This window comes from Streptomyces sp. NPDC111606 (genome assembly GCF_055656945.1).
The window spans coordinates 158,445-182,735 of sequence record NZ_JBVKBY010000005.1 but is presented as its reverse complement, the minus strand read 5'-3'; the positions used below and the strand labels follow the sequence as shown (position 1 = coordinate 182,735).

Annotated in this window: 27 protein-coding genes; 14 read left to right on the top strand and 13 right to left on the bottom strand. The window is 70.6% G+C overall.

All coding sequences use genetic code 11. The features are described from left to right. Positions 1–8: 8 nt before the first annotated feature. Positions 9–1,364, bottom strand: coding sequence for an FAD-dependent oxidoreductase (locus ACZ7M7_RS19570; protein WP_472118437.1), 1,356 nt, complete (start codon positions 1,362–1,364; stop codon positions 9–11). A gap of 208 nt (positions 1,365–1,572) precedes the next feature. Here ACZ7M7_RS19570 and ACZ7M7_RS19565 point away from each other — a divergent pair, with 208 nt between their 5' ends. Beyond that, positions 1,573–2,037: a DUF6214 family protein gene (locus ACZ7M7_RS19565; protein ID WP_472118434.1), complete on the top strand. Its 465-nt coding sequence runs from the start codon at positions 1,573–1,575 to the stop codon at positions 2,035–2,037. A gap of 54 nt (positions 2,038–2,091) precedes the next feature. Here the strand turns inward: ACZ7M7_RS19565 and ACZ7M7_RS19560 are convergent, their stop codons facing one another. Next, positions 2,092–2,775, bottom strand: a complete 684-nt coding sequence (locus ACZ7M7_RS19560; RefSeq protein WP_383598780.1) for a DUF305 domain-containing protein — start codon at positions 2,773–2,775, stop codon at positions 2,092–2,094. 65 nt (positions 2,776–2,840) lie between these two features. On the opposite strand from ACZ7M7_RS19560, the gene ACZ7M7_RS19555 reads away from it, so the two are divergent. Further along, positions 2,841–4,337, top strand: a complete 1,497-nt coding sequence (locus ACZ7M7_RS19555; RefSeq protein WP_383598777.1) for an LVIVD repeat-containing protein — start codon at positions 2,841–2,843, stop codon at positions 4,335–4,337. On the opposite strand, the gene ACZ7M7_RS19550 is transcribed toward ACZ7M7_RS19555, so the two are convergent. The 5 genes from ACZ7M7_RS19550 to ACZ7M7_RS19530 form a co-directional block, all read right to left on the bottom strand. Next, on the bottom strand, positions 4,325–5,011 hold the full coding sequence (locus ACZ7M7_RS19550; protein ID WP_472118430.1) for a TetR/AcrR family transcriptional regulator: 687 nt from the start codon (positions 5,009–5,011) through the stop codon (positions 4,325–4,327). The genes ACZ7M7_RS19555 and ACZ7M7_RS19550 overlap by 13 nt on opposite strands. A gap of 152 nt (positions 5,012–5,163) precedes the next feature. Beyond that, positions 5,164–5,874 (bottom strand): HAD family hydrolase, encoded by a 711-nt coding sequence (locus ACZ7M7_RS19545; protein WP_472118427.1) that lies wholly within the window; start codon positions 5,872–5,874, stop codon positions 5,164–5,166. A 76-nt stretch (positions 5,875–5,950) separates the two neighbouring features. Next, positions 5,951–6,622, bottom strand: coding sequence for a phosphatase PAP2 family protein (locus tag ACZ7M7_RS19540; protein ID WP_383598768.1), 672 nt, complete (start codon positions 6,620–6,622; stop codon positions 5,951–5,953). 153 nt (positions 6,623–6,775) lie between these two features. Beyond that, on the bottom strand, positions 6,776–7,711 hold the full coding sequence (locus tag ACZ7M7_RS19535) for a M56 family metallopeptidase (RefSeq protein ID WP_383629866.1): 936 nt from the start codon (positions 7,709–7,711) through the stop codon (positions 6,776–6,778). A gap of 115 nt (positions 7,712–7,826) precedes the next feature. Continuing rightward, positions 7,827–8,384 (bottom strand): DUF5134 domain-containing protein, encoded by a 558-nt coding sequence (locus tag ACZ7M7_RS19530; RefSeq protein WP_472119256.1) that lies wholly within the window; start codon positions 8,382–8,384, stop codon positions 7,827–7,829. Between the two features lie 177 nt (positions 8,385–8,561). Between ACZ7M7_RS19530 and ACZ7M7_RS19525 the strand changes: the two genes are divergently transcribed. Both ACZ7M7_RS19525 and ACZ7M7_RS19520 read left to right on the top strand, forming a co-directional pair. Then, positions 8,562–10,040, top strand: coding sequence for an FUSC family protein (locus ACZ7M7_RS19525; RefSeq protein WP_472118423.1), 1,479 nt, complete (start codon positions 8,562–8,564; stop codon positions 10,038–10,040). Next, positions 10,037–10,573 carry a MarR family winged helix-turn-helix transcriptional regulator gene (locus ACZ7M7_RS19520; protein ID WP_472118419.1) on the top strand — a complete coding sequence of 179 codons (537 nt, stop codon included), beginning with the start codon at positions 10,037–10,039 and terminating at the stop codon, positions 10,571–10,573. Before ACZ7M7_RS19525 ends, ACZ7M7_RS19520 begins: the two co-directional genes overlap by 4 nt. 48 nt (positions 10,574–10,621) lie before the next feature. Here ACZ7M7_RS19520 and ACZ7M7_RS19515 read toward each other — a convergent pair whose 3' ends face one another. Then, positions 10,622–11,386 (bottom strand): VOC family protein, encoded by a 765-nt coding sequence (locus ACZ7M7_RS19515; protein ID WP_472118416.1) that lies wholly within the window; start codon positions 11,384–11,386, stop codon positions 10,622–10,624. Between the two features lie 167 nt (positions 11,387–11,553). Here ACZ7M7_RS19515 and ACZ7M7_RS19510 point away from each other — a divergent pair, with 167 nt between their 5' ends. Continuing rightward, positions 11,554–12,468, top strand: coding sequence for a GNAT family N-acetyltransferase (locus tag ACZ7M7_RS19510; protein WP_472118413.1), 915 nt, complete (start codon positions 11,554–11,556; stop codon positions 12,466–12,468). Here the strand turns inward: ACZ7M7_RS19510 and ACZ7M7_RS19505 are convergent. Further along, on the bottom strand, positions 12,465–12,857 hold the full coding sequence (locus ACZ7M7_RS19505; RefSeq protein WP_451166122.1) for a VOC family protein: 393 nt from the start codon (positions 12,855–12,857) through the stop codon (positions 12,465–12,467). The genes ACZ7M7_RS19510 and ACZ7M7_RS19505 overlap by 4 nt on opposite strands. Before the next feature lie 70 nt (positions 12,858–12,927). On the opposite strand from ACZ7M7_RS19505, the gene ACZ7M7_RS19500 reads away from it, so the two are divergent. Continuing rightward, complete coding sequence (locus ACZ7M7_RS19500) at positions 12,928–13,479, top strand: GNAT family N-acetyltransferase (protein WP_472118410.1); 552 nt, start codon at positions 12,928–12,930, stop codon at positions 13,477–13,479. Between the two features lie 18 nt (positions 13,480–13,497). On the opposite strand, the gene ACZ7M7_RS19495 is transcribed toward ACZ7M7_RS19500, so the two are convergent. Then, positions 13,498–14,181, bottom strand: a complete 684-nt coding sequence (locus tag ACZ7M7_RS19495) for a glycerophosphodiester phosphodiesterase (RefSeq protein ID WP_383598746.1) — start codon at positions 14,179–14,181, stop codon at positions 13,498–13,500. Positions 14,182–14,578: 397 nt separating this feature from the next. Here ACZ7M7_RS19495 and ACZ7M7_RS19490 point away from each other — a divergent pair, with 397 nt between their 5' ends. The 3 genes from ACZ7M7_RS19490 to ACZ7M7_RS19480 are packed head-to-tail and all read left to right on the top strand — an operon-like array spanning position 14,579 to position 17,837. After that, positions 14,579–15,976 carry a DUF6421 family protein gene (locus ACZ7M7_RS19490; protein WP_472118407.1) on the top strand — a complete coding sequence of 466 codons (1,398 nt, stop codon included), beginning with the start codon at positions 14,579–14,581 and terminating at the stop codon, positions 15,974–15,976. A 44-nt stretch (positions 15,977–16,020) separates the two neighbouring features. Continuing rightward, positions 16,021–16,770, top strand: a complete 750-nt coding sequence (locus ACZ7M7_RS19485; protein WP_383599723.1) for an SDR family NAD(P)-dependent oxidoreductase — start codon at positions 16,021–16,023, stop codon at positions 16,768–16,770. Then, a complete protein-coding gene (locus ACZ7M7_RS19480) occupies positions 16,767–17,837 on the top strand; it encodes a threonine aldolase family protein (protein WP_383598740.1) in 1,071 nt (356 codons plus the stop codon). Before ACZ7M7_RS19485 ends, ACZ7M7_RS19480 begins: the two co-directional genes overlap by 4 nt. Positions 17,838–17,860: 23 nt before the next feature. Here ACZ7M7_RS19480 and ACZ7M7_RS19475 read toward each other — a convergent pair whose 3' ends face one another. Beyond that, positions 17,861–19,228 (bottom strand): hypothetical protein, encoded by a 1,368-nt coding sequence (locus ACZ7M7_RS19475; protein WP_472118404.1) that lies wholly within the window; start codon positions 19,226–19,228, stop codon positions 17,861–17,863. A 173-nt stretch (positions 19,229–19,401) separates the two neighbouring features. On the opposite strand from ACZ7M7_RS19475, the gene ACZ7M7_RS19470 reads away from it, so the two are divergent. After that, the gene (locus ACZ7M7_RS19470) at positions 19,402–19,974 is read left to right on the top strand and encodes a transglutaminase domain-containing protein (RefSeq protein ID WP_472118401.1); all 573 of its coding nucleotides are present in this window, start codon (positions 19,402–19,404) and stop codon (positions 19,972–19,974) included. A 20-nt stretch (positions 19,975–19,994) separates the two neighbouring features. Further along, positions 19,995–20,690, top strand: a complete 696-nt coding sequence (locus ACZ7M7_RS19465; RefSeq protein WP_451166132.1) for a B3/B4 domain-containing protein — start codon at positions 19,995–19,997, stop codon at positions 20,688–20,690. A 12-nt stretch (positions 20,691–20,702) separates the two neighbouring features. On the opposite strand, the gene ACZ7M7_RS19460 is transcribed toward ACZ7M7_RS19465, so the two are convergent. Together ACZ7M7_RS19460 and ACZ7M7_RS19455 are read right to left on the bottom strand one after the other, a co-directional pair. After that, positions 20,703–21,431 (bottom strand): lysophospholipid acyltransferase family protein, encoded by a 729-nt coding sequence (locus tag ACZ7M7_RS19460; protein WP_383598729.1) that lies wholly within the window; start codon positions 21,429–21,431, stop codon positions 20,703–20,705. Between the two features lie 187 nt (positions 21,432–21,618). After that, complete coding sequence (locus ACZ7M7_RS19455; protein ID WP_472118397.1) at positions 21,619–22,035, bottom strand: DUF4395 domain-containing protein; 417 nt, start codon at positions 22,033–22,035, stop codon at positions 21,619–21,621. A 76-nt stretch (positions 22,036–22,111) separates the two neighbouring features. On the opposite strand from ACZ7M7_RS19455, the gene ACZ7M7_RS19450 reads away from it, so the two are divergent. From ACZ7M7_RS19450 to ACZ7M7_RS19440, 3 genes are all read left to right on the top strand, one after another. Further along, a complete protein-coding gene (locus tag ACZ7M7_RS19450; RefSeq protein WP_383599720.1) occupies positions 22,112–22,525 on the top strand; it encodes a TlpA family protein disulfide reductase in 414 nt (137 codons plus the stop codon). A 208-nt stretch (positions 22,526–22,733) separates the two neighbouring features. After that, entirely contained in the window at positions 22,734–23,243 is a 510-nt protein-coding gene (locus ACZ7M7_RS19445) for a flavin reductase family protein (RefSeq protein WP_383629854.1), read from the top strand. 242 nt (positions 23,244–23,485) lie between these two features. Next, the gene (locus ACZ7M7_RS19440) at positions 23,486–24,274 is read left to right on the top strand and encodes an electron transfer flavoprotein subunit beta/FixA family protein (protein ID WP_472118394.1); all 789 of its coding nucleotides are present in this window, start codon (positions 23,486–23,488) and stop codon (positions 24,272–24,274) included. Positions 24,275–24,291 lie beyond the last annotated feature (17 nt).

The following is a 24,291-nucleotide window of genomic DNA, read 5'->3' as shown; positions in this document are numbered from 1 at the left end:
AGTGTTGATTACGGAGATGTTGCTGCTTCGTTGCTGTGTGCGGCGTTCATCAGCGACTCCCAGTCGGGGAGCTTGACCACACCCCTGCCCAGCGACGCGCCAAGCTCCGCCTCCGCCCGCTCGATCGCGCACCAGCCCTGCCACTCGACCGGGTCGATCCCCTCGCCGCGCAGCGCCGTGAGCGGATCCTCGGGCAACTCCCGCCGTACGAGCGCGGAGGCGTCCTCCAGCAGCGACGTCACCGTCTCCTTCGCGCACGGACGGTTCGTGCCGATGACGCCCGTCGGGCCGCGCTTGATCCAGCCGGCCACGTACTCGCCCTGCGCGACGAGGCCCTCGCGCAGGACGCGGCCGGCGAGATGCGGGACCGTGCCGGTCGCGGGGTCGAACGGCAGGCCCTCCAGGGGGATTCCGCGATAGCCGACGGAACGCAGCACCAACTGCGCCTCGATGTCCTCGTATTGGCCGGTGCCCGTCACCCCGCCCTGCCCGTCGGGTGCCGTCCGCTCGAAGCGGACCGCGCCCACGTGTCCGGCATCGGCGAGGAGTTCGACGGGGCGCAGGAAGAAGCGCAGCGCGATGCGGTGGCCGACGTCCTGTGCCGGGGCCTCGGCCCAGACCCGCAGCGCCTCCACGTTGCGGCGCTGCGGGGCGGGCAGTGCGGAGGGGTCGGCGTAGGCCGGATCGATCGCCAGCTCCTGCCGATCCACCCTCACTTCGGTGTCCGGCAGGGTGCCCAGCTCGCGGAGCTCCTTGGTGGTGAAGCGGGCCTGAGAGGGGCCGCGTCGGCCCACCATGCTGATGTCGGTCACCCGGCTCGAGGCGAGGGCGGTGAGTGCCGCCTGCGGCATGTCGGTGGGGCTCAGCTCGGCGGTGCCTCGCGCGAGCATCCGCGTGACGTCGACCGCGACGTTCCCGATGCCGATGACCACCGCCGAGCGCGCGCCGAGGACGAAGCCGTCGTCGATCGCGTCCGGGTGGGCGCTGTACCAGGACACGAACTCGGTCGCCGACCAACTGCCCGGCAGGTCCTCGCCGGGAATCCCGAGATGCCGGTCGGTGGCGGCGCCCACGCAGTACACGACGGCGTGGTACAGCTCCCGCAACCGGGTCGTCGGCACGCCGGCCGGCCCGACCTGGACGCCGCCGAGGAACCGCACCCGTTCGTGCTCCAGGACGGTCCGCAGATTGTTCTGGAGAGACTTGATCTTCTCGTGGTCCGGCGCCACCCCGTAGCGCACCAGGCCGTACGGGCACGGCAACCTGTCCAGGACGTCGACGACCACGTCGGGATCCTGCTGTACAAGGCTCTGGGCGGTGTAGCACCCGCTCGGCCCGGAGCCGACCACGGCGACATGCAGCACGGCGGAACTCCTTGTCCGAGGGACCTTCGAGGTCTTCAGGAGTCGCTCTCGAGTCCAGCATCGCACCGCTTCCGCTCCGCTGACAGGGTGCTGTGCGCCGTACGGGACGCGTGTTCGTTCGTATGGAATGTGATCATGCGGTTACGTTGCGTGTGTGCTGGAAGCATCCTTTCTTAATCTTTCCGATCGCCGTGCGACGGACGGCGCCGTGTCCGTGTGGCCCGCGTGGGAAGTGCGGGACGACGCCGGAGCCACTGCGTGGTTCGGGGTCCGGCTCGAGTTCGGCGACGGCGCCCGGGTCGAGGCGCTCGCCGTGGTGTGCGAGGGGTGCGTCTCCATCGAGGACGTACGGGCCGAGCCGGCGCTGTCCCTCGACGACCTCGCGGCGCTCGCCGACTGGATCGAGGCTCCGCTCTCCGAGGCGTGTGGGGTCGGGGCCGGGCACGGGGCGGACGGCGAGGACGCCGGGTCCGGTCCGGTCGTGCCGGCCTGGCCCCGGGGCGTCGAGGGGCAGTGGCTGGTGGCGCAGAAGTACCGTGCGGCCCAGGAGCAGGGCGTCGACCCCGTCCTCGCGGTGATGCGCGCGACGGGGCAGGACCGCCGGAGGTCGCTCAGGCTGATCGGGCGGGCGCGCGACGCCGGCTTCCTGACCCGGCGCCGTGCCGGCCGCTGAGTGCGGCCCCGGCGGCAGCCGGGCCGGCGGACGTGGCGGCCGGGGCCGGGGCCGTCAGAGCATGTCCCGCATCCGCGTGACCTCACTCGTCTGCTGAGCGACCACCTCGTCGGCCATCTCCTCGATCTGGATGTTGTTGCCCTGCCCCTTCACATCGGTGGCCATGGTGACCGCCCCGTCGTGATGGGTGATCATCAGAGTGAGGAAGAGCTGGTCGAACGCCTTCCCCCGCGCGGACCGCAGCTTCTCCAGCTGTGCCTCGGTCGCCATGCCGGGCATCGATCCGTGCTCGTGGCCGTCGCTCTTCTCGGTCTTGCCGTGGTTCTTCAGCCAGCCCTTCATGGCGGTGATCTCCGGGCCCTGAGCGGCGCCGATGCGCTCGGCGAGCTTTTTCACCTGCGCCGATTCGGCCCGGTCCGGGGCGAGTTCGGTCATCTCCAGGGCCTGGGAGTGGTGCTGGATCATCATCCGCGCATAGGAGACGTCCGCCGAGTTGGGGGAGTCGTCCTCGGCGCGCTGCCGTGCCGCCTCCTCGGTGGACAGCACCCGGTTCGACTCCCCGGGCTTGCCCGGCACGATGACCGAAGGCCCGCTCTGCGAGCCCGACCTGGCGTCGGAATCGGAGTCGCAGCCACCGAGCGCGAGCACGGTCAGGGCGGCCAGGGAGGCCGTAGCGAAGCGTGCCCGGCGGCAATGCGCTTTCGTTACATGTCTATTGCCCGCTCTTGAAATGTGCATGATGAAGACGATACTCGGGCGTGCATGAACCGTTCCAGTGTGAACGGCACGAGGGAGGAAAAACAGTGATCCTGTTCAGCAATCCCCGAACGCGACGCAGACGCCTGGCAGTTGCTGCTGCCGCTGCCGGGCTCATGGCCACGCTGCTCACCGCGCAGCCGGCTGTCGCGACCCCCGACCCGGGGGACGGCCCCGTCGCGGAGAAAGAGGTCTCCGAGAGCACCCGGGCCGAGGTCCGCGAGGCCCTCGCGGACGGCGAGATACCCGGCCAGAACGAGATCGTCCACTCCGACAACATCCAACACCTGGCCCACGTCCCCAAGGACGCACTGCAGGGCACCAACTCGGACATCGCCTTCCAGGGCAGGTACGCCTTCGCCGGCAACTACGACGGCTTCAACGTCTTCGACATCAGCAACCCGAAGGCGCCCAGGACCATCGCCCAGGTCCTGTGCCCCGGCTCGCAGAACGACATCTCCGTCTCCGGTGACCTGCTGTTCCTGTCCACCGACTCCTCGCGCAGCGACAGCAGTTGCAACAGCACCACCCAGCCCGCGACCGAGAAGTCCTCGTGGGAGGGCATGAAGGTCTTCGACATCAGCGACAAGAAGAACCCCAGGTACGTCGCCGCCGTCGAGACCGCCTGCGGCTCCCACACCCACACACTGGTGCCCGAGCGCAGGAACGTGTACGTCTACGTCTCCTCGTACTCGCCCGACGCCGGCTACCCCGACTGCCAGCCGCCGCACGATGGCATCTCCATCATCAAGGTGCCGCGCCACGCGCCCGAGAAGGCGGCGGTCGTGGACTTCCCGGTGCTCTTCCCCGGTGAGGGCCCGGACGGTGGCGGCAACCCCGGTCCTCCCGGCGGCGTCCGCAAGACCACCGGCTGCCACGACATCACGGTGCTGCCCTCGAAGGACCTGGCCGCCGGCGCCTGCATGGGCGACGGCATCCTGCTGTCCATCAAGGACCCGGAGCGCCCGAAGGTCATCGACCAGGTCAGGGACGACGTGAACTTCGCGTTCTGGCACTCGGCGACCTTCAACCAGAAGGCGAACAAGGTCGTCTTCACCGACGAGTTGGGCGGCGGTAGCGCGGCCACCTGCAACGCGGAGATCGGCCCGGACCGCGGTGCCGACGGCATCTACGACATCGTCGGCAAGGGCGACAAGCGCAAGCTCGTCTTCCGCAGCTACTTCAAGATCCCCCGTCACCAGGCGGACACCGAGAACTGCGTCGCCCACAACGGCTCGCTGATCCCGGTCAAGGGCCGCGACATCATGGTCCAGGCCTGGTACCAGGGCGGCATCTCCGTCTGGGAGTTCACCGATTCGGACAACCCGAAGGAAATCGCCTACTTCGACCGCGGCCCGCTCACCACGGACACGATCAGGTCGGGCGGCTCGTGGTCGGCGTACTACTACAACGGCTACATCTACTCCAACGAGTACGCCCGGGGCTTCGACGTCCTGAAGATCGACGACCGGCGCACGGCCCCGGCCCGCTGGGTCCACATGCGCGAACTCAACGTCCAGACACAGCCGGACTACTTCGACTGACCCTCGGCGCAGCCGGGTGCGGACCCGGTCGCGAAGAACCGCGACAGATCCGTGTCGCACGTCCCGCCGGGCACGGCCCCCGAGTCCGGCGGGACTCCCAGCCCCCGGTCCAGCCCGTAGCGCTTGAACAACTCGGCCCGCAGCACCGGAACGGGCATCGGCACCCCGGGCACCAGCGCCGCGTAGACCGCGCCTATGAGCAGCGCGCGAAGCATCGGGTAGTCGGCGTCCGGGTCCGGTGAGCCGTACCGTACGCAGGTGTCCCGCAGCAGCTCGGCCAGGCGCCGCTGCTCCGGGCACTGCACGAAGCCCTCGGCCTGCAGGATTCCCGCCATGTGCTGGCGCATCAGCACGGGCCGGTCCCGGGCCAGGCCCAGGATCGCGTCGACGGCCCTGGCCATCCGCTCCCGCCCGTCCTCGGTGTGCGGGTCGCGCTCCAGCGCCTCCTCCAGCGTGCGGTGCATCAGCCGGTGCACGGCGGACTGCACCAGCTGGCGTTTGCCGGGGAAGTAGTACGACACCAGGCCCCGCGCCGAGCCCGCTCTGTCCGCGATGTCACCCAGCGTGGTGGCGTCGTAACCACGCTCGCTGACCAGCTCCACCGCCGCCTGCAGAAGCCGCTCCCGGGAACGCCGCCGCAACTCTTCATTGACCGAGGCGCTGCGCGGGGACATGCTGGACTCCTGCGTTGACTGGCTGCCAGCCAACTATACTCAACGCGTCCGGTCCGGCCCGTGGAGGGCCTGGTCGGGGTTGCCGTCTGCCCTGGGCGACGCGGGGGATCGTCCAGGGCGGACTCGACCTGTATCCGGATGGTGGCCGGAGGCTACTTGTTCGCCCGCGGGGTGGCGCCCACGAGATCCAGCACCGGCCGCAGCGCGTCCGGCCGTTGGTCGGCCGGCAGATGGTCCACGAAGTGCACCGCACAGCCCAACGCCGCCGCACCGCCGTCGGCCCGCCGGTTGTCGCCGACCATGACGACGTCGCGCGGATCGGCGTCCAGCGCCGCGCAGGCCGCCTCGAACAGGCGGGGGTCGGGCTTCTGGATGCCGTGCTCGTACGACAGCGCGTACGCGTCGACAAACGGATCGAGGCCGTGCTCGCGGAACACCGGCCGCAGATCCCAGCCGATGTTGCTCACCACCCCGACGCCGACGCCGCGCTCACGCAGCGCCCGCAGCACGTCGACGGCATCCGGGTACGGGCCCCACGCGGCCGGTGCCATGTGGCGGTCGTAGAGCAGGTCGTGCAACCGGTCGTCGGGGAGCGGCACATGCCGGGAGAGCCCGGTGTAGGCCGCCCGGTGCAGCTCCGCGCTCTTGTCCCGCACGCCCCACACACTCGCGACGTCCTCGGGCAGCCACGACGGATCGACCCCGCCCGGCAGGGCGCCCATGGCCTCCAGCGCCTGCGCCGCCTCGACCAACTCGGCCTCGGCGAGCTCCATCCGGGCCTCGGCGAGCGCTCCGCGCAGCCAGGACTCGGTGGACTCGACACGGAAGAGGGTTCCGGAGAAATCGAACAGAACTGCGGTCATGCAGCGGATCCTACGGGGCCGGATGTCACGGCGCGGGAAGATCGCCGCCGGAGCCCGGACGGTCGCCGCGGACGGTTCAGCTCACCCACCGGGCGTGTGCCCGCACCGCCAGCACCACGACCAGCGCGCCCAGCAGCCAGCCGCCCACGACGTCCGTGGGCCAGTGGACGCCGAGCCACACCCGGGTCAGCCCGACGCCGGCCACGGAGATCGCGGCCACGGCGACGGCCGTACGCCACAGCGCGCGGTCGGCGCCGTAGCGATGCAGCAGCCACAACAGAAGGCCGCAGACCACCGTGGCCGTCATGGCGTGGCCGGAGGGATAGGCGGCGTAGTGGGCGGAGTCGACGGGGTCGGGCCAGACGGGGCGCGGGCGGTCGACCAGGGCCTTCAGGGTCTGCTGGACCAGCGTGGCGAGCGCACATGTGGCCACCAGCCATACGGCCGTCCAGCGCGCGGCTCTGCGCCACACCAGCCAGATCGCGACCGCGAACGTCAGCAGACGCATCGTCCACGGATCCCAGACCCAGTCCGTCAGGATGCGGAACGCCTGCGTGACGCCGCTCTCGTCGACCGCCCAGCCGTGCGTGGTCCGCGCGACGTCGCTGTCGAGGTTCATCAGCGGGTGCCACCGCAGCGCGACCAGGGCGAGCAGCAGCGTGGAGCCCACGGCCAGGGCGCCGGCCCAGCTGACGGTCCTGCGCTCGGCCGGCGGGCGGGGCGGGGATTCGACGGACTGGGTGTGCATAGTGCGATCCTCGCCGACGGAGGGGGCGGGAGGCCAATGCAGGGGATGCATTTGCGACGCCCGCCACAGGAGTACCGACCCGCCCCCGCACATACCGGGCGGATCCCGGGGACGTACCCCCGGACGGATCCGGGTACCCGTCAGCCGCCCCGGCTATCCCAGCGCCCGCAACCCGGGCACGAACGCCACCAGTACCGGTACCACCGGCACCAGCGCGGCAGCCGCCGTCAGCCGGAGCCGCCGGCCGGCCGTGAGCCGGTCCGGGGGAGCCAGCAGCCGGTGCACCCGCTGCGGCACCTGCGCCCGGTCGGTCGGGGAGGGGCCGAACACGCCCCGGTCCTCGTTGAGTTCGACGAGGGCGAGGGCCGTCGTCAGCCGACCGAAGCGGCGGGACGCCATGTCGTCGGCGGCGAGTTCGACCAGCCGGTGCATCTCGTCGCGGAACGCGGCGAACACCGGCACCTGCGGAAATCCGCCCGCCAGCGCACCCGAGCAGTGCAGCAGCCAGTCGTGCCGGGCCTGTGCGTGCCCCTGCTCATGGGCGAGTACGGCGTCCAGTTGCCGCCCCTTCAGGCGGCGCAACGCGGCGGTGGTGATGACAAGCTGGGGCGCCGCACCGGGCAGCCACCACGCGTCCGAACGCTCGCCCTCCAGGATCGTCAGCCGGTCGTTCACGGTCGTCTCGCCGGGCAACAGCGGGGCGCGCACGAAGAGTTCGCTCCGTCGCCGCCGACGCCGGGCTCGCGCGCGTGCGACCTCGCGCACCAGCATCGCCACGGTCCACAGCCCACCGCACGCGAGCGTCACCGCGGTGGTCGCCGCCCACGGACCGCCCACCCCGAGCGCGTACGCCTCCACCACGGCACTCGGCGCCGGGGCGAACACATGGCCGCGCACCGCCTGCCACGCAGCCGCCGCACTGAGCGTCATCGACAGGGCGCAGCACAGGAGTACGGCCGCCACCACGCACTGCCACACCCACAGCGCGACCACCGGTTCACGGTCCGGCCAGTCCGCCCGGGCGAGCATCCGAGGGGCGACTACGGCGGTCAGGGCGCCGAGCAGCAACAGTGCCGCGGGGACCATCATGGGCAGCACCCTATGAGCGCCGCAGGGCTCAGCGGTACGGACCGCAGCGGCAAGTGACACAGACCACGGGCGTCAGTGCGGAGAGCCGGCGGCTCTTCCGGGCCTCGGCGGCACTTCAGAGAGCCAGCAGCATGGCCACCATGGCGATCCCCATCGACAGCCGGCAGGCCCGCGCCAGCTCGGGCCTGTCGCCCCATCCGACGCCTCCAGCCCCGGCTCCGCCCCCGGCGGTGACGCCCACGGGCACCAACCGGACGCCGCACAGCAGCACATAGCCCGTGAAGTACAGGAGCAGAGTGCCCGTCAGGAGCGGGGTGCCGAAAGCGCCGTGCCCGCCGTGACGGCCGGGTGAGGCTGCCATCGCGACCGCCATGTAGACCATGGCCGAGGCTCCCACCAGGTGGTGCAGATGATGTGCGCTCGCCCGGGCAGACCACAGGGCCTGGAGGGCCGCAGCGCCGAACACGGCCGCGTAGAGGGGCCAGGCCCACGTCGGCGGCGTGAACACCGCGGCAGGCACCGCCATCGCCGCCATCCCGAAGCCCATCAGCGCCTCGCCGCCCGCGGCCCGGCGCTGCTCCTCGACATGGCTGCGCATCCGCAGCAGACAGTAGGTTCCGGTCGCCGCACACAGCGCGACCAGCAGCCAGCCGTACGAAGCCGGTCCGTGCACGTGCACCTCCCGCTCGACGGTGTCGGACAGTCCGTCGATGCCCCGGACGTCCGGCGCGCATGCGAGCGCAAGGGTGTACGCGGGGAGCATTGGCCGGAGCACGGCAGGTCGTACCGCAGCACACGTCCCGTCTCATCTGTTTCCTTTACAAGTAAAACACTTGCTAAGGTGATGGGTATGAAACTGGTGATGGGTACGAGCAGCCGCCATCCGCTCGCCGGCGTGCTGCGCCTCGGCCGGCCGTCGGACATCTGGTTCAAGCCCGCCCTGAGCGTGGTCTTCTCCGTCGCCCCGCCCAACGTCGCCCTGCTGCTCCTCGGCCGGCTGGACCTGGCGATGTACACGATGGCCGGATCCCTGTGCGCGCTCTACGCCCACAACCGCCCCTACGCCGCCCGGGCCCGCGCCCTGGCATGGGTCGTGCTCGGCATGCTCGGCGGCCTGGCCACGGCGCTGGTCGCGGCCTCACTCACCAGCAGTGCCGTAGTACTGGTCACCGTGGGCGCGGCACTGGCCGCCGTGCAGAAGGTGCTGTGCGACGCGACCCGTATCGGTCCGCCGGGCAACGTGGTGCTCACCTTCATCAGCTCCGCCGCCCTGTTCGCCCCGCAGTCCTTCGCCCAGATCCCCGGCCACGTCGGTCTTGCCGCCACGGCCGCCGCCTGGGCCTGGCTCGTCGGCATGGCACCGGGCCTGATGCGACCGCACGGCCCGGAGCGCCGGGCCACCGCGGGTGCCCTGCACGCGGCTGCCGCGTACGTCGAGACGGGCGGTGCAGGCGCTCCGAGCGGCCCGGGTGACCGCCACACCCGTGCCCACGCCACCGCTGCCGCCGCCGTGCACGCCGCCCGGCAGGCGCTGCACTCCGCCGGCCGCCCCGGCCGCGACGGTGGCACGCGCCGCGCGCTCGAACGCCTCGTCGTCCGCGCCGAGGTCGCCCTCGCCGCCCCCGCCGACGCCGCCCCCGCGCTGCTGCGCACCTGGGCCCGGCAGGTGCGGGGCACCCGGCCCGTGCCGGAGGTCGACGACCTCGCGCACATCGGGACCGAACTCACCTCGCCCGCCACCCCGTTGTGGCACCGCCTCGCCCCCCTGACCCCGCTCGCCGTACGCACCGCCCTCGGCTGCGCCCTCGCCGGATACGCCTCGCTCGCCCTGGGGATCGGCCGCCCCTACTGGGCCCTGGTCACCGCGGCGTGCCTGTATCAGGCCAACCTCAGCCTCACCTGGGGCCGTGGCGTCCAGCGGGTCATCGGCAACCTGCTGGGCGTCCTCCTCTTCGCCGCGCTCGTCCCACTCGCCCACACCGGCGAGATCGCCCTCGTCGTGTGCTGCCTCGCCCTCAACTTCGGTGCCGAGGCGCTGATCAGCCGCAACTACTGGCTCGGCAGCGTCTGCGTGACCCCGATGGCGCTGCTCATCACCGAGTTCGCCGGGTTCCAGGAGCCCGGGCGGCTGATCACCGAGCGGGTCGTGGACACCTTGGTCGGCGCGCTGGTCGGCCTCGTCGCCGCGGTGGCCGTACCGGACCGGCGGTGGCAGCGGGTCGTGCGCGCCGAGCGGAGCCGACCCCGTACGCTCGCGGCCACGGGGCGTAGCCAGGGACCGCGCCCGGACCAGCGCACAGGCGACACGACGGAGGGCGTACGGCCATGACGGCGACGAACGGCGGGCCGACCGGGACGAGACGGGACACGGTGGCCGCCGTGGTCCGGCAATGGCGGACCGTCCACCCCGACCTCGACACCGCCCCGATGGAGATCATCGGCCGCATCAACCGCTGTGCCGCCCTCCTCCAGCAGGCCGAGGACGCCCCGCTGCGCCGGGCGGGCCTCAGCCGCCCCGAGTTCGACCTGCTCGGCGCGCTGCGCCGCACCGGCCACGAACTGACCCCCAGCGAACTCGCCCGGGAGACCTTCTCCTCGGGCGCCGCCGTCACCAAACGCCTCAAGCAGCTGACCGAGCGCGGCCTGGTGGAGCGCCGCGGCGACACCCGTGACCGTCGCGTCGCCCATGTCCGCCTCACCGACACGGGCCGAGACCTGGTCGACGGCATCCTTCCCGAGCAGCTCGCGTACGAGACGGCCGTACTGTCCGGCGTCGACCCGCAGGGCCAGGACGAACTGGCGTCCTTGCTCAGCGAGTTGCTCGGTCGGCTGGAGGGTCAGTTGGGGGCGCTGCGCGGCTGACCCGAGCGCGGGTGGTCTCAACGCCCGCCGGCCGTGCGGTCGGCCGTGTCACTTCTCGTCGGCCGCGCGGTACACGCCGAACACCGCTCCCTGCGGGTCCCGCAGTACGGCGATCCGCGGTCCGTCGGGGATGGCGGTGGGCTCCATGAGAACGGTGCCGCCCGCCTCGGTCGCGTCCGCCGCCATGCTGTCCACGTCCACCACGGCGAAGTACGGCAGCCAGTGCGCAGGCACCTCGTGCGGGAACTTGTCGTCCATCGTCAGCATGCCGCCGAAGTCGTCGCCGTCGATGCCCCACTGCGTGTAGTGCTCCGAGGCGTTGACGCTCCAGCCGAACACCGTCGTGTAGAACTCCACGGCCCGCTCGGGCGCCCGGGTCAGCAACTCCACCCAGCCCAGCGCGCCGGGTGCGCTGAGCACCCCCGCGCCGGGGAACGACCGGGCCTGCCAGAGCTGGAAGACCGCACCCGTCGGGTCCACGACCACCGCGAAGCGGCCCACGTCGAACACGTCCATCGGGCCGACCAGCACAGTGCCGCCGGCCTCCGTCACCTGCGCGGCGGCGGTGTCCGCGTCCCGCACCGCGAACGACACGTTCCATCCCACCGGCTGCCCCTCCTGGTACAGCGGCGTCAGCGCGGCCACGGCCGCCTCACCGAGGTGCGCGACGGTGTACCCGCCCGCCTCCTGACGCGGATCGGTCTCGGCGCGCCAGCCGAACAGCCCCTCGTAGAACTGCTGGGCCGCGGCCACGTCGCTGGTCCCGAGCTCGGTCCAGCAGGGCCCGCCGGTCACCGGCTTGTCGAGCTTCATGGCGCTCCTCCCGCAGGAACCCCCCCTCCAGCACGCTAAGCCCCTACCTGGGCCCCGGCCATCCGGCGGAATTCCCCTGGAGCCCGGCGCCGCCACCGTCGTATTCTCGACCCCGTACCGCACCGCGTGGCGGCCTCCCGACACCGTTCTCCGACCGGAGGTCCCGCATGCCCGCGCTCGAGGTGCGCCCCTTTCGCCGTGCCGACCGCGACCAGCTCACCGAACTGATCAACATGCACGTCGCCGCGGTCGTCCCCGGCGTCTCCGTCTCCGTGAACACGGTGCTCAGTGCTCTGGAGCGACAGCCGGACGAATTCATCACCGACCCCTGGGTCGGCGAGCGCGTGACCCTTGTCGCCGAGCAGCGCGACCACGTCGTGGCCGCCGCCCATCTGCTGCGCTACCGGGCGGACGACGAGGTGGGCGGGATCTACCGGGACATCGGCGAGATCGACTGGTTCGTGTGCCGTCCGCCGGCCTCCTTCTGGCCGGACTCCGACGAAGCCGCCGACCTGCTGATGGATGCCTGCCTGGCCCAGCTGGCCCGCTGGAACGTGCGCGCCCGGTACGCGAGCGGCGAGCTCCCCGCCCCGGCCGTCCACGGCCTGCCCCGCACCTGGCCGCACATCCGCGCCCTTTACGAGCGCGCGGGCTTTCGGCACGTCGGCGACACCGAGGTGATCCTGATCGCGCGCGTGGCCGACCTGCCGACCCACGAACCGCGGCCGGGCGAGACCGTCGACCGCACGCTGGGGGAGTGCGGCACGCGCTTCACGGTGTACGCCGACGGGCGCGCCCTCGGCTTCATCGAGGTCGACACGTCCCTGTCCCGCCCCGAACGCCACACGCGCGGCACGGGCCTCGCCGACATCGGCAACCTGCACATCGACCCGACGACGTACGGCGAGGGCGGGCTGGAGCACCGACTGCTCGGTCAGGCCGCCGACTGGCTGCGGCTGTGCGGTGTGGACCGCCTCCTCGCCCATGAGCAGGCCACCGACGGCACGATGATCGACTGTCTGACCTCGGCCGGTTTCCGGGAACTGACCCGCACCGACCGAGGTTGGCGACACCGGCCCTAGATTCCGGGCCGGTACCGCAGTGGGTGGTCCGCCGGCACCTCCACCAGCACGATCTGCGTCCCGTCCGGATCGGCGATCCACATCTCGACGAGGCCCCACGGCTCCTTCACCGGCGGCCGGACGATCTCGACGCCCTTATCCCGCAGCTCGTCGTGCGCCGCCGCCAGGTCCTCGACCTGCAGCCACAGCCGGACGGCCGGCGAGGGCGGGGTCTCGGAACGGCCGGAGACCTCCAGGAAGCCACCGCCGAGGAAGTACACGGTGCCGCGCTCCGGCCCCGTTCCGAACTCGCGGTGGACGGCCAGGCCCAGCTGCTCGCCGTAGAAGACACGGGAGCGCTCGGGGTCGGTGGGGTGAAGCAGGGTCCGTCCGCTCAGTACGTGCACCATGCAGCGGGATCCTAGCGGCGCGTTACGCTCAGCGGTGCCCGAGCCGTGCCCGAGATTGGAGAAGCGCCCCATGGACACCACCGCGACCGCCGCCGCCGACGGACTCACCTTCCGTGACGCCACCGACGCCGACGTGGACACGCTGGTAGCGCTGATCGAGTCCGCCTACCGCGGGGACTCCAGCCGGGCCGGGTGGACGACCGAGGCGGACATTCTCGAGGGCCAGCGGACCGATCCGCAGGGCGTGCTGGCGGTCATCAGGTCGTCGGACAGCCGGCTGCTCACCGTGGAGCAGAGCGGGCAACTGGTGGCCTGCTGCCAGCTCGAACACCGCGGCGCCCACGCCTACTTCGGGATGTTCGCGGTCAGCCCCGCACTCCAGGGCGCCGGACTCGGCAAGGTGATCATCGCGGAGGCGGAGCGGCAGGCCCGCGCGGCCTGGGGCGTCACCGAGATGCACATGGCCGTGATCTCCGTACGGAACGACCTGATCGCCTGGTACGAGCGGCGCGGCTACCGCCGTACGGGACGGATGACCCCGTTCCCGTACGGCGACGAGCGCTTCGGCATCCCGCAGCGCCCCGACCTGCAGTTCGAGCTGCTGGTCAAGGAGCTGGCGTGACGTTCATGCGGGGGACGTTCAGGCCGTGAAACGGCCGGTGCGCTTGATCTCGGGGTAGTCGGTGGTCGCGCCGTCCAGTTCCAGGGCCCGTACGAGACGCAGGTGGTCCTGGGTGTTGACCACCCAGCCGATGATCCTGAGGTCCGCCTTGCGGGCGTGCTCCACGACCTCCAGGGTCAGCCGGCGGATGTTGAGGCAGACCGTCGCCGCGCCGGCCTCGACGGCACGGTCCACGATGTCGGTGCCGTAGCGGCTGGCGATCAGCGCGGTCCGTACGCCGGGTACGAGGCGGGCGATCTCGGCGACGGCGTCGTCGTGGAACGAGGACACCTCGACCCGGGAGACCAGGTCCCGCTTGGTCATCACCTCGGCGAGCGCCCGGGCCGCCGCGACGTCCTTGATCTCGGCCTGCAGCGGGGACCTCACGGCGTCGAGGACCTCTTCGAAGACCGGGACGCGCTCGCCGCGGCCCGCGTCCAGGGCGCGCAGCTCGGCGAGGGTCTTGTCGGCGATCGCGCCGGTGCCGTCGGTCGTGCGGTCCACATCGGTGTCGTGCATGACGACGAGGGCGCCGTCCTTGCTCAGGTGGAGATCGAGTTCGATGGCGTCGAGGCCGGCCTGCTGGGCGGCGACGAACGAACGGAGGGTGTTCTCGGGCTCGACACCCATGACTCCGCGGTGACCGATGGTAAGGAAGTTCAAGGTTCAACTCGCTTCCGTCGACGGCGGCTCGGTGTGCACGCGAACCGGAGCGGACTGTTCGCGCGGCAGATCCGCAGCCTAGTGGGCCCGGCGCGTGATGAACCCCACGTGTACGCAGGGTTTGCGGCAGTGGACATGTCGTACCTGGATCGCACCCCTCCGGATGGTCACCCGGCCGTGGGCGAGTCCCGCAGGGATTGACCTGCCGCTGTGGACCACCCGTTCATCCGTGCGCATGCCCACGCATGGACGGGGTATGCGCCATCGGGATGACCAACAGCAAAAGTTGCGGTGACCATGGGGGTGTGCAGGATAATTTCCCGGCTCTCCTCTTGCTGAAAGGAACCTCGTACGTATACGGTCTCCATACGCGAGGTTCTCCCGTGAAGGATGGGTCATGACGGAAATTCTTGTGCAGGCGGCTACGGAGGAGCAGGTTCCTCCTGTGACCAGGGTGGTGGAGCACCCGGCGTGGCCCGTGCTCAAGGATGCCGTGGAGCGGATCCGGCCATGGCAGTCCAAGGACGGGTCGATCGATTTCGAAGCCGAGGGCGCGCCCGAGCGCACGGACGCCGAGGCCGCCGTGCGGCGTGTCGTGGACGCGGTGGTGGAGCTTTCCCCGCTGCTGCCGCACGACGCCGCTTACCACGAGGCCCTGGTGAAGGACCTGCGCCGCTGGGCCGAGGGCGGCTTCCAGGTGCCCGACTTCCTCGACTCGCTGCTGGCCTTCCAGCCCGCCGCGAACCGCGCGGACGGCCTTCAGCACCTCGTCGTCTTCGCGATGTACACGCAGAACGGCAACCCCGACCGCAACCTCGAAGCGGTCGTGCTGCGCATGGTCTGGCCGGACTGGCTGGCCGAGCTGGAGCGCAGCCGCTATGACAACCCGCTGTTCTGCGGCATCAAGTTCGAGGACTTCACGGCCGGCTACGACACCAACTCCGCCGTGCTCTTCCCCGAGACGATCGCCGTGCGCGAGGCCCCGGAGCGCTTCACCTGGGGCGGCATCTTCTGCGACCGCGAGGCCGCCCGCTTCCGCCGCGTCACCGACGCCGCCGTCGACATCCTCGGCCTGGACCTGCCCGAGGACATCGCCGCGATGGTGCACGACCAGAAGCGCTGCGAGGAGGCCTTCGTCCTGTGGGACATGGTCCACGACCGCACCCACAGCCACGGCGACCTGCCGTTCGACCCGTTCATGATCAAGCAGCGCCAGCCGTTCTGGATGTACGGCCTGGAGGAGCTGCGCTGCGACCTCACCGCCTTCAAGGAGGCCGTGAAGCTGCAGGCCGACGGCGTCCCGCAGGCCCGTGACGTGCAGTACGCGGTGCTGTTCGACCGCATGTTCCGCTTCCCGGTCACCGGCGAGCGCGTGCGCAACTACGACGGCCTCGGCGGCCAGCTCCTCTTCGCCTACCTGCACAAGCACGACGTCGTCCGCTGGACCGACAACAAGCTGTTCATCGACTGGGACCGCGCCCCGCAGGTCACCAACCAGCTGTGCGCCGAGATCGAGACGCTGTACCGCGACGGCATCGACCGCCCGAAGCTCGTCCACTGGTTCGCGGGCTACGAGCTCGTCTCCAGCTACCTTTCCCCGCACCCGGGCTCCAAGTGGGCCAAGGGTCCCGACGCCCTCGACCTGAGCCTGCCGCCGCGCAAGCTCGTCGATGACGTGCTTCCGGACGAGTTTCCGCTGAGCATGTTCTATGAGGCACTGTCCAAGAAACTCAAGAACGTGATCGCCTCGACCCGGGGCATCACGCCGGACAGCGCCGAGCGGATCGCCGCGTGAGCGACCGCGGCACCGAGAACACAGCTCAGCAGGAGGCGAAGAAGATGGCGGGGAACGGAGCTCTCAGCGGTGCGGTGATCGCGGTGGCCGGCGCGGGTGGACCCGCCGGGCAGGCGGCGCTGCTGCGACTGGCCGAGGCGGGCGCGACCGTCATCGGCTCGGACAACGACCCGGAGCGGCTCGCCGAAGCCGTGGACGCGGCGAGCTACGCGCACGGCGGCGCCACCGTCGTCGGGGACACGGTCGACCTGCTCGACCGTGACGCCACCCGCGACTGGGCGGACCGCATCGAGAAGGACTTCGGCCGCGTCGACGGCCTGGTCCATCTCGTCGGCGGCTGGCGCGGCAGCGAGACCTTCATCAAGACGAGTCTCGACGACTGGGACTTCCTGGAACTGCTGCTGATCCGCACCGTGCAGCACACCTCACTGGCCTTCTTCGAGGGCCTCCAGCGCAGCGAGCTCGGACGGTACGTGCTGATCAGCGCCGCCGGCGCGTCGAAGCCGACCGCTGGCAACGCCTCGTACGCCGCCGCCAAGGCCGCCGCCGAGGCCTGGACGCTCGCGCTCGCCGACGCCTTCCGCAAGGCCGGGGGTCCCGAGGGGCCGACGTCCGCGGCTGCCATCCTGGTGGTGAAGGCGCTGGTGCACGACGCGATGCGCGCCGACCGCCCCAACGCGAAGTTCGCGGGCTTCACGGACGTCAAGGACCTGGCCGATGCCGTCGTCGGCGTCTGGGACAAGCCCGCCGCCGAAGTGAACGGAAACCGTCTGTGGCTGACCGAGAAGCCGTGAACCCTCCGAAGACCGACGCCCGTCGCCATCACGACCCGGACGTCCGCGGCTTCGCCAGCGACAACTACGCCGGTGCCCACCCCGAGGTGCTCGCCGCCCTGGCCCTGGCCAACGGCGGGCACCAGGTCGCGTACGGCGAGGACGACTACACCGAGAACCTCCAGCGGATCGTCCGCAGCCACTTCGGCGCCACCGCCGAGGCGTTCCCGGTCTTCAACGGCACCGGCGCCAACGTCGTCGCGCTGCAGGCGGTCACCGACCGTTGGGGCGCGGTGATCTGCGCCGAGAGCGCGCACATCCACGTCGACGAGGGCGGGGCGCCGGAACGGATGGGCGGCCTCAAGCTGCTCACCGTCCCCACGCCCGACGGGAAGCTCACCCCCGAGCTGATCGACCAGCAGGCGTACGGCTGGGAGGACGAGCACCGGGCGATGCCCCAGGTCGTCTCGATCACCCAGAGCACCGAACTCGGCACCCTCTACACGCCGGACGAGATCCGCGCGATCTGCGAGCACGCCCACGCGCACGGCATGAAGGTGCACCTGGACGGCTCCCGGATAGCCAACGCGGCGGCCTCTCTGAACGTGCCCATGCGGACGTTCACCAACGCGGTCGGCGTCGACATCCTCTCCCTCGGCGGCACGAAGAACGGCGCCCTGTTCGGCGAGGCGGTCGTCGTCCTCAACCAGGACGCCGTCAGCCACATGAAGCACCTGCGCAAGCTGTCCATGCAGCTCGCCTCCAAGATGCGCTTCGTGTCGGTGCAGTTGGAGGCCCTGCTCGCCAAGGACCTGTGGCTGCGCAATGCCCGCCACGCCAACGAGATGGCCCAGCGCCTCGCCGAGGGCGTGCGCGCCGTGCACGGGGTCGAGATCCTCTACCCCGTGCAGGCCAACGGCGTCTTCGCCAAGCTCCCGCACGACGTGAGCGAGCGTCTCCAGAAGAGGTTCCGCTTCTACTTCTGGGACGAGGCGGCGGGCGTCGTGCGCTGGATGTGTGCCTTCGACACGACCGAGGACGACGTGGACGCGTTCGTGGCGGCGCTCAAGGAGGAGATGGCCCGCTAGGCCTCCTCCTCCCTCGGCACCGATCAGCCGTTGACGACGATCGCGGCGCTGTTGTTGCGCAGGTTCGGGTCGAACTTCCTGATGGACAGCTCCGGATCGTCGTTGAGGGTTTCGACGGTGGTGCGTGCCCCGCGCACCACCTGGTCGATCCGGAGCTGCACCTCAAAGCTGTGGGACGCCTTGTCGTGCAGGTGGATCGGCGTCCGGCAGAGGTAGACCGTCACGGGAGACCCCTCCTCGGGCGGCTCCTGGGCCGAGCAGTCCTCCGGCAGGCCCACGACCGTCGTCCCCTCCGGCGCCTGGAACCGCACAGTGGCGACGGCAGCGCCCACGCCCAGCGACGCCACCCATGCCGGGCCGCGGTTGTGAACGGTGACACGCGCGGTCACGGTGTCCCCGACGGCCCCGCGCACCTTGCTGCCGGTGAGCTTCAGGTCGGCGGTGTTCCTGGCGTCGAGGTTGACGGTCCGGTAGTTGTCCGACAGATCCAGGTCCTCTGCGCCGGCGGCGGCCCGCTGCGCCGCCACGGGGCGCAGGTTCAGCTCGTGGCCCGTGCCAGGGGTCCACGTCTCGCCGCCCCGGGCCTCTTCGAGTGCCTCGTCCGAATACGGCAGTACGGAGTGGTCGAACCGCTCGTACAGCGCGTTCCGCCCGACACGGAGGGCGGTCGTCAGGGCGTACCGCTCGCCCGGAGCCACCGCCTCGTCCAGCACGCACAGCGCAAACGTACCGATGGCGTGGTCCCGGTACTCACAGTTGGAGTGCCGCTCCTTGAACCGAAGGCCGTACGACGAGTAGATCGACAGCAGTGTGCGGTCCACGGTGCGGTTGCCGTTGTTGGCGACCGTCGCCCGTACCTGGGTGTTCGTGCCGGGCGTGAGATCCCGCTGGTGCGCGGCCTGGCTGAGTCCGAGGTCCGGGCCGTCGCCCAGGGTGATCCGGGTCTCCGCCGGAACTGCCGTCAGCTCCCCGGCGGCGGCCGAGTAGCGCACGTACCCGGACGCGCTGAGATCGGCGTCCGGCAGCGCGCGGAGTCCGAGCCGGGCTACCGCCACGCCGTCCGTTCCCACCGGAATCCCGGGGAAGTCGCAGACCGCCTTGAGGGCCGACTCGGGCACACAGTTCGCGGGCCACGACACTCGCGCGAACGAGGCGATCTCACCGACGTCCACGGTCAGTTGGCCGGCCGGCCCCCCGTTCTCGGTGTTGTCGTGGGTGACCCCGACATCGAGGACACGCTCGGACGCCGCGCCGTCCGCGTCGGGCCCCGGCAACACGGTCTCGGACGGCACACTGATCCACAGCTGATCCGACGCGGCGTGCACGGGCCCGGTTCCCACCGCGGCCAGGGCGCAGCCGGCGAGCGCGGCTGTGAGCAGGCGAGACTTCATGGATTCCCCCTAGTGGATGACCTGTCCGGTGGCGAGACCTGCGGCGCGGGGGAGGGGTTGTATGCGGGGGTGGGGTTGCGGCGAGGATCGGCCATTTTGTCGCTCCGTATAGCTATGCGTTCGCACGCAAATTGATTGACTCTCGGTTCGGTCGCCTCCTACCCTCTGCAGTCATGCAGATGATCCAGGAAACCGCAGACCTCTCTGCCTACTTGGCCGCTGACGAGGTGATCGACCATCACCATCCCGTCGTGCGCGAGACGGCTGCCAGGCTCGCCGACGGTGTGGCCGACTCGTATGACTATGCGCGAGTGGCCTTCGAGTTCGTGCGTGACGCCATCCCGCACTCGCAGGACTCCGGCGATCCCCGCGTCACCTGGCGCGCCTCCGACGTCCTGGAACAGGGCACCGGCATCTGCTATGCCAAGGCCCACGCACTGGCCGCGTTGCTGCGCGCCGAGGACATCCCGACGGCGCTGTGCTACCAGAAGTTCGAGGTGGTGCACGGGTTGGTCGCCGTGCGGTTCCACGGCGCCTGGCATCGGCAGGATCCGCGGGGCAACAAGCCCGGCGTGGACGCCCAGTTCTCGCTCGACGGTGAGCGGTTGGCCTTCACGCCCGATCCGGCGTCCAATGAGATGGACTATCCAGTCCTGTATGCTGCACCGCACCCGGCCGTGCTCGATGCCCTCAGGGACGCCCCCGACCGGCCTCATCTGTGGCAGACCCTGCCCACCGCACTGTGAACCCCGAGACAAGGCGGACCATGACTCTCTCCCTGACCGTGTCCGACGAGGTGCGCGCACTGGCACCCGGCTTCACCCACGTGGCGGTCGAGGCACACGGACTGGTCAACGGACCCAGTACCGCGGCGAGTTCCGAGCTCCTGGACGAGGCGGCCCGCCGGCTCGCCGGACGCCTGGACGGGCGTGCTCCGCACGAGGACCCGCACATGGCGGCCTGGCGCGAGATCTACACGGCGTTCGGGTCGAAGCCGTCCCGGACCCGCAACTCCGCGGAGGCGCTGGCCAAGAGGGCACTGTCGGAGGCGGGACTGCCCCGGATCAACCTGCTGGTGGACGTCTACAACGCCATCAGCGTCGCCCACCTCGTCCCCGTCGGCGGCGAGGACGTCGACCACATCGAGGGTGGCATGCGCCTGGTGCGCGCCACCGGCGAAGAGGACTTCGTGACCGTCGCCGGCGGCGAGGAGGTCGTCGAGCACCCGGACGCGGGCGAGGTCGTGTGGCGCGACGACGCGGGCGTGACCTGCCGCCGCTGGAACTGGCGCCAGGGCCCCCGCACCCGGCTCACCGAGGATTCCGTCTCCGGGATCTTCCTCCTGGAGACCCTGTCACCCATGCCGGTCGCCGAAGCCGAGCAGGCGGCGGCCGAACTCGCCGGGCTCCTGGAGAAGTTCAGCCCGGGAGCGCACATCACGGTGCGTCCCCCGTCCTGTTGAACGGGTCGGGTGTCAGCGGGCGTCGGCCTCGCGCACCTGCTCCGGCGTAGGTGCCGTGCCGCCGAGGTGGGCCGGCATCCACCAGGTGTCGTCCGCGTCCTTCGGGCGGACGGGGTAGGCGCGCTGGGCGGCTTCCAGGAGTTCCTGGACGCGCTCGCGCACCTGGCGGGTGATCGCGCCCGCGTACTTGTCCTTGGAGGCCTCGATCGCCTCGCCGACCCGGATGTTGACCGGGGTGTGGCTGCGCTTGAAGTTGCGCGGGTGGCCCTTGGTCCACAGGCGCTGTGTGCCCCACACGGCCATCGGGATCAGCGGTACGCCGGCCTCCTGAGCCATCCGGGCGGCACCCGACTTGAAGCTCTTCAGCGTGAACGACGGCGAGATGGTGGCCTCGGGGAAGACCCCGACGATCTCGCCGGACCGCAGCGAGTCCAGCGCGTGGGCGTATGCCGTCTCACCCTGCTTGCGGTCCACCGGGATGTGCTTCATCCCGCGCATCAGCGGGCCGGAGATCTTGTGCCGGAACACCGACTCCTTGGCCATGAAGCGCACAAGGCGCTTCTGCGGGAGCGCTGCCAGGCCGTTGAAGACGAAGTCCAGGTAGCTGATGTGGTTGCTCACCAGCACGGCGCCGCCCGAGCGCGGAATGTTCTCCGATCCCTTGCAGTCGATCTTGAGGTCCCACACCTTGAACAACGCCTGGGCGAAACCGACGACGGGACGGTAGACAAGCTCTGCCATGGACGGGGTGGACCCTTCCTTCTCTGCCTGGGAAGGAGGCTCCCAGTGGAAAAGTTACGCAGCCGTAGGTTTACGGCTTGTCGCAGATCGTGCCCCAAGAACGGCCGAGGGCCAAGCCCAAGTGCCTGGGAATGGCGAGATCCTCGTCACGTCGACCCTTGATCCACCTCGGGCTTTTGTGCCGTCTTTACTCGGCGCGCACCGTCACTCGCCGCAGCAACAGGTACGTCTCGCAGCCCAGGCAGTACCCGAAGACGGCGTTCAGGAAAGCGGCCGCGAGCGCGGCTCCGGTCGCGGCGAGTCCCAACCAATCCGGACCGAGCGTGTACCCGACCAGCCCGAGGCCCGCGAAGAGCAGCCCGACCGCCTGGGCGAAGCGCGGCGGCTCCGGCGCCTCGAACTCGGTCGGTGGGCCGATCCGGGGCCGCACGGCTGTGCGGAACAGCCAGCCGTAGGGCGAGCGGCCCACCCCGCCCGCCGCGCCCAGTGCGAACGCCAGCGTCTGCCAGGCCAGCAGCCAGGCGCTTCCGGTGACCAGGGCTACCGCCAGCACCACGGTCGTCACGGCCGCCCCGAAGCGCGGCCCCCTCGCATCAATGTCCATGAATCAAGCATTCCGCAATGGAAAGGTTCCGGGGGGTCGGGAATCTTTGCAGTCTCGTGAACGCTTGAGCAGGGTGATGACCGGACTGGTGGTGTGCGTGGTGGTGCTCGCGGCGGCGAGTGCCTACGGAGTGCTGCAGCGGCGGCGGAGCGGGAGAGTACGGGTGCGCGGGCGCGATGACGGAAAGCGGCTCGAGGCGGCCGAGTTGGGCGCGGCGCTGGGCGAGCGCGCCACCCTCGTGCAGTTCTCCAGTGCCTTCTGCGCCCCCTGCCGGGCCACCCGGCGGGTGCTCGGGGAGGTCGCCGGCATGGTCCCGGGCGTGACCCACGTCGAGATCGACGCCGAGGACCACCTGGACCTCGTACGCCGCCTCGACATCCTCAAGACGCCGACCGTGCTGGTCCTCGACGCCACCGGAAACGTCGTACGGCGGGCCACCGGCCAGCCGCGCAAGGCGGACATCATCGCGGCACTGGGCGAAGCGGTCTGAGGGGCTGTGAGCCGAGGGTGAGTCATCTCCCACATCCCGGAACCCACTTGACTGTGCGTACCACCTATCGTCAGCCTGACCTTATGCCTGAGGAACTCCTTCTCTTCGGACGGGCTCACGTCGATCTGGCCCGCACCGCGAGCGCGCGCTGTCCGGGCTGTTGAGCACCCACGGATCGCCACGCCTCCCCTTGCAGAAGGACAACTCCATGACGGCCACGTCCGGCCTCGGTACCCCTCAGCTCGCCTCTCCCGACCTGCTCCGCTCCGTCTTCCGGCGGCATGCCGCCGGAGTGGCAGTGATCACCGCCCGCGGTGAGACGGGCCCGGTCGGCTTCACCGCCACCTCTGTCACGTCCGTCTCCGCGGATCCCCCGATGCTCTCCTTCGGCATCGGCACCGGTGCGTCCAGCTGGCCGGCGATGGCCGCCACGGAGTACGTCGGTGTCCACATACTCGGCGAGCACCAACAGGAGCTCGCCGCCACCTTCGCCCGTAGCGGCGCCGACCGCTTCGGCCCGCCCACGGCCTGGGGCGAGGGCCCGGAAGGCGTCCCCGTTCTCGATGACGTCCTTGCCTGGACGGTGTGCCGGGTCGTGGCGCGTGTGCCGGCCGGCGATCACCGCATCGTGCTGGCCGAGGTTGTCCTGGGTGATTCCACGGGTCCCGGGCGTCCGCTTCTGTACCACCAGGGCCGGTTCAACGGCCTGCGTGACTGACCTCACCACGCCGATGTGACGGAACCGGCTGCCCACGGTTCTGCGAAGCCGTCGGTTTCCGATTACGCTGCGTTGCAAAGGTCACAGTTCAAAGCGCTTGCTTAGCGGGAATGAACTGGGTGTACTGACGAGTAATATTTCGCTCGGAGCGCGGGTCGCCCCGAACGGGATCAGCCGCTTGGGGCGCCTATGCTGCCTGCAAGTAGGCAGCAGAGAAATGTCGACGCAGTAGGAGAGCCGGCGTGAGCTTGAGGATCGTTGTCACCGTGAAGTACGTGCCCGACGCCACTGGCGACCGGCACTTCGCCGATGACCTGACCGTCGACCGGGACGACGTGGACGGTCTGCTCTCCGAGCTCGACGAGTATGCGGTCGAGCAGGCGCTGCAGATCTCCGAGAACTCCGACGACGACGTGGAGATCACCGTTCTGACGGTGGGCCCCGAGGACGCCAAGGACGCGCTGCGCAAGGCGCTGTCCATGGGCGCCGACAAGGCGATCCACGTCGAGGACGACGACCTGCACGGCACCGACGCCCTGGGCACCTCGCTGGTGCTGGCCAAGGCGATCGAGAAGGCCGGCTACGACCTGGTGATCTCCGGCATGGCCTCCACCGACGGCACCATGGGTGTCGTACCGGCCCTGCTCGCCGAGCGCCTGGGCGTCCCGCAGGTCACCCTGCTGTCCGAGGTCTCCGTCGAGGACGGCACGGTCAAGGGCCGCCGGGACGGCGACGCCGCCTCCGAGCAGCTCGAGGCCTCCCTGCCGGCCGTCGTGTCGGTCACCGACCAGTCGGGCGAGGCCCGCTACCCCTCCTTCAAGGGGATCATGGCGGCCAAGAAGAAGCCGGTGGAGTCCTGGGACCTGTCCGACCTCGACATCGAGGCCGAGGAGGTCGGCCTGGAGGGTGCGTACACCGTCGTGGCTGGCGCGGCCGAGCGTCCGGCCCGCACCGCCGGCACGATCGTCAAGGACGAGGGCGAGGGCGGCAAGCAGCTCGCCGAGTTCCTCGCGAGCCAGAAGTTCATCTAAGGGTCCATCGGCCCGCT

What these genes read in the sequence shown, in the direction of transcription:
- ACZ7M7_RS19560 (WP_383598780.1), bottom strand. Translation starts at nt 2,775, where the DNA reads ATGCACATTTCAAGAGCGGGCAATAGACATGTAACGAAAGCGCATTGC.
- ACZ7M7_RS19550 (WP_472118430.1), bottom strand. Translation starts at nt 5,011, where the DNA reads ATGTCCCCGCGCAGCGCCTCGGTCAATGAAGAGTTGCGGCGGCGTTCC.
- ACZ7M7_RS19545 (WP_472118427.1), bottom strand. Translation starts at nt 5,874, where the DNA reads ATGACCGCAGTTCTGTTCGATTTCTCCGGAACCCTCTTCCGTGTCGAG.
- ACZ7M7_RS19540 (WP_383598768.1), bottom strand. Translation starts at nt 6,622, where the DNA reads ATGCACACCCAGTCCGTCGAATCCCCGCCCCGCCCGCCGGCCGAGCGC.
- ACZ7M7_RS19535 (WP_383629866.1), bottom strand. Translation starts at nt 7,711, where the DNA reads ATGATGGTCCCCGCGGCACTGTTGCTGCTCGGCGCCCTGACCGCCGTA.
- ACZ7M7_RS19525 (WP_472118423.1), top strand. Translation starts at nt 8,562, where the DNA reads ATGAAACTGGTGATGGGTACGAGCAGCCGCCATCCGCTCGCCGGCGTG.
- ACZ7M7_RS19520 (WP_472118419.1), top strand. Translation starts at nt 10,037, where the DNA reads ATGACGGCGACGAACGGCGGGCCGACCGGGACGAGACGGGACACGGTG.
- ACZ7M7_RS19515 (WP_472118416.1), bottom strand. Translation starts at nt 11,386, where the DNA reads ATGAAGCTCGACAAGCCGGTGACCGGCGGGCCCTGCTGGACCGAGCTC.
- ACZ7M7_RS19510 (WP_472118413.1), top strand. Translation starts at nt 11,554, where the DNA reads ATGCCCGCGCTCGAGGTGCGCCCCTTTCGCCGTGCCGACCGCGACCAG.
- ACZ7M7_RS19505 (WP_451166122.1), bottom strand. Translation starts at nt 12,857, where the DNA reads ATGGTGCACGTACTGAGCGGACGGACCCTGCTTCACCCCACCGACCCC.
- ACZ7M7_RS19500 (WP_472118410.1), top strand. Translation starts at nt 12,928, where the DNA reads ATGGACACCACCGCGACCGCCGCCGCCGACGGACTCACCTTCCGTGAC.
- ACZ7M7_RS19490 (WP_472118407.1), top strand. Translation starts at nt 14,579, where the DNA reads ATGACGGAAATTCTTGTGCAGGCGGCTACGGAGGAGCAGGTTCCTCCT.
- ACZ7M7_RS19485 (WP_383599723.1), top strand. Translation starts at nt 16,021, where the DNA reads ATGGCGGGGAACGGAGCTCTCAGCGGTGCGGTGATCGCGGTGGCCGGC.
- ACZ7M7_RS19475 (WP_472118404.1), bottom strand. Translation starts at nt 19,228, where the DNA reads ATGAAGTCTCGCCTGCTCACAGCCGCGCTCGCCGGCTGCGCCCTGGCC.
- ACZ7M7_RS19470 (WP_472118401.1), top strand. Translation starts at nt 19,402, where the DNA reads ATGCAGATGATCCAGGAAACCGCAGACCTCTCTGCCTACTTGGCCGCT.
- ACZ7M7_RS19465 (WP_451166132.1), top strand. Translation starts at nt 19,995, where the DNA reads ATGACTCTCTCCCTGACCGTGTCCGACGAGGTGCGCGCACTGGCACCC.
- ACZ7M7_RS19460 (WP_383598729.1), bottom strand. Translation starts at nt 21,431, where the DNA reads ATGGCAGAGCTTGTCTACCGTCCCGTCGTCGGTTTCGCCCAGGCGTTG.
- ACZ7M7_RS19455 (WP_472118397.1), bottom strand. Translation starts at nt 22,035, where the DNA reads ATGGACATTGATGCGAGGGGGCCGCGCTTCGGGGCGGCCGTGACGACC.
- ACZ7M7_RS19450 (WP_383599720.1), top strand. Translation starts at nt 22,112, where the DNA reads ATGACCGGACTGGTGGTGTGCGTGGTGGTGCTCGCGGCGGCGAGTGCC.
- ACZ7M7_RS19445 (WP_383629854.1), top strand. Translation starts at nt 22,734, where the DNA reads ATGACGGCCACGTCCGGCCTCGGTACCCCTCAGCTCGCCTCTCCCGAC.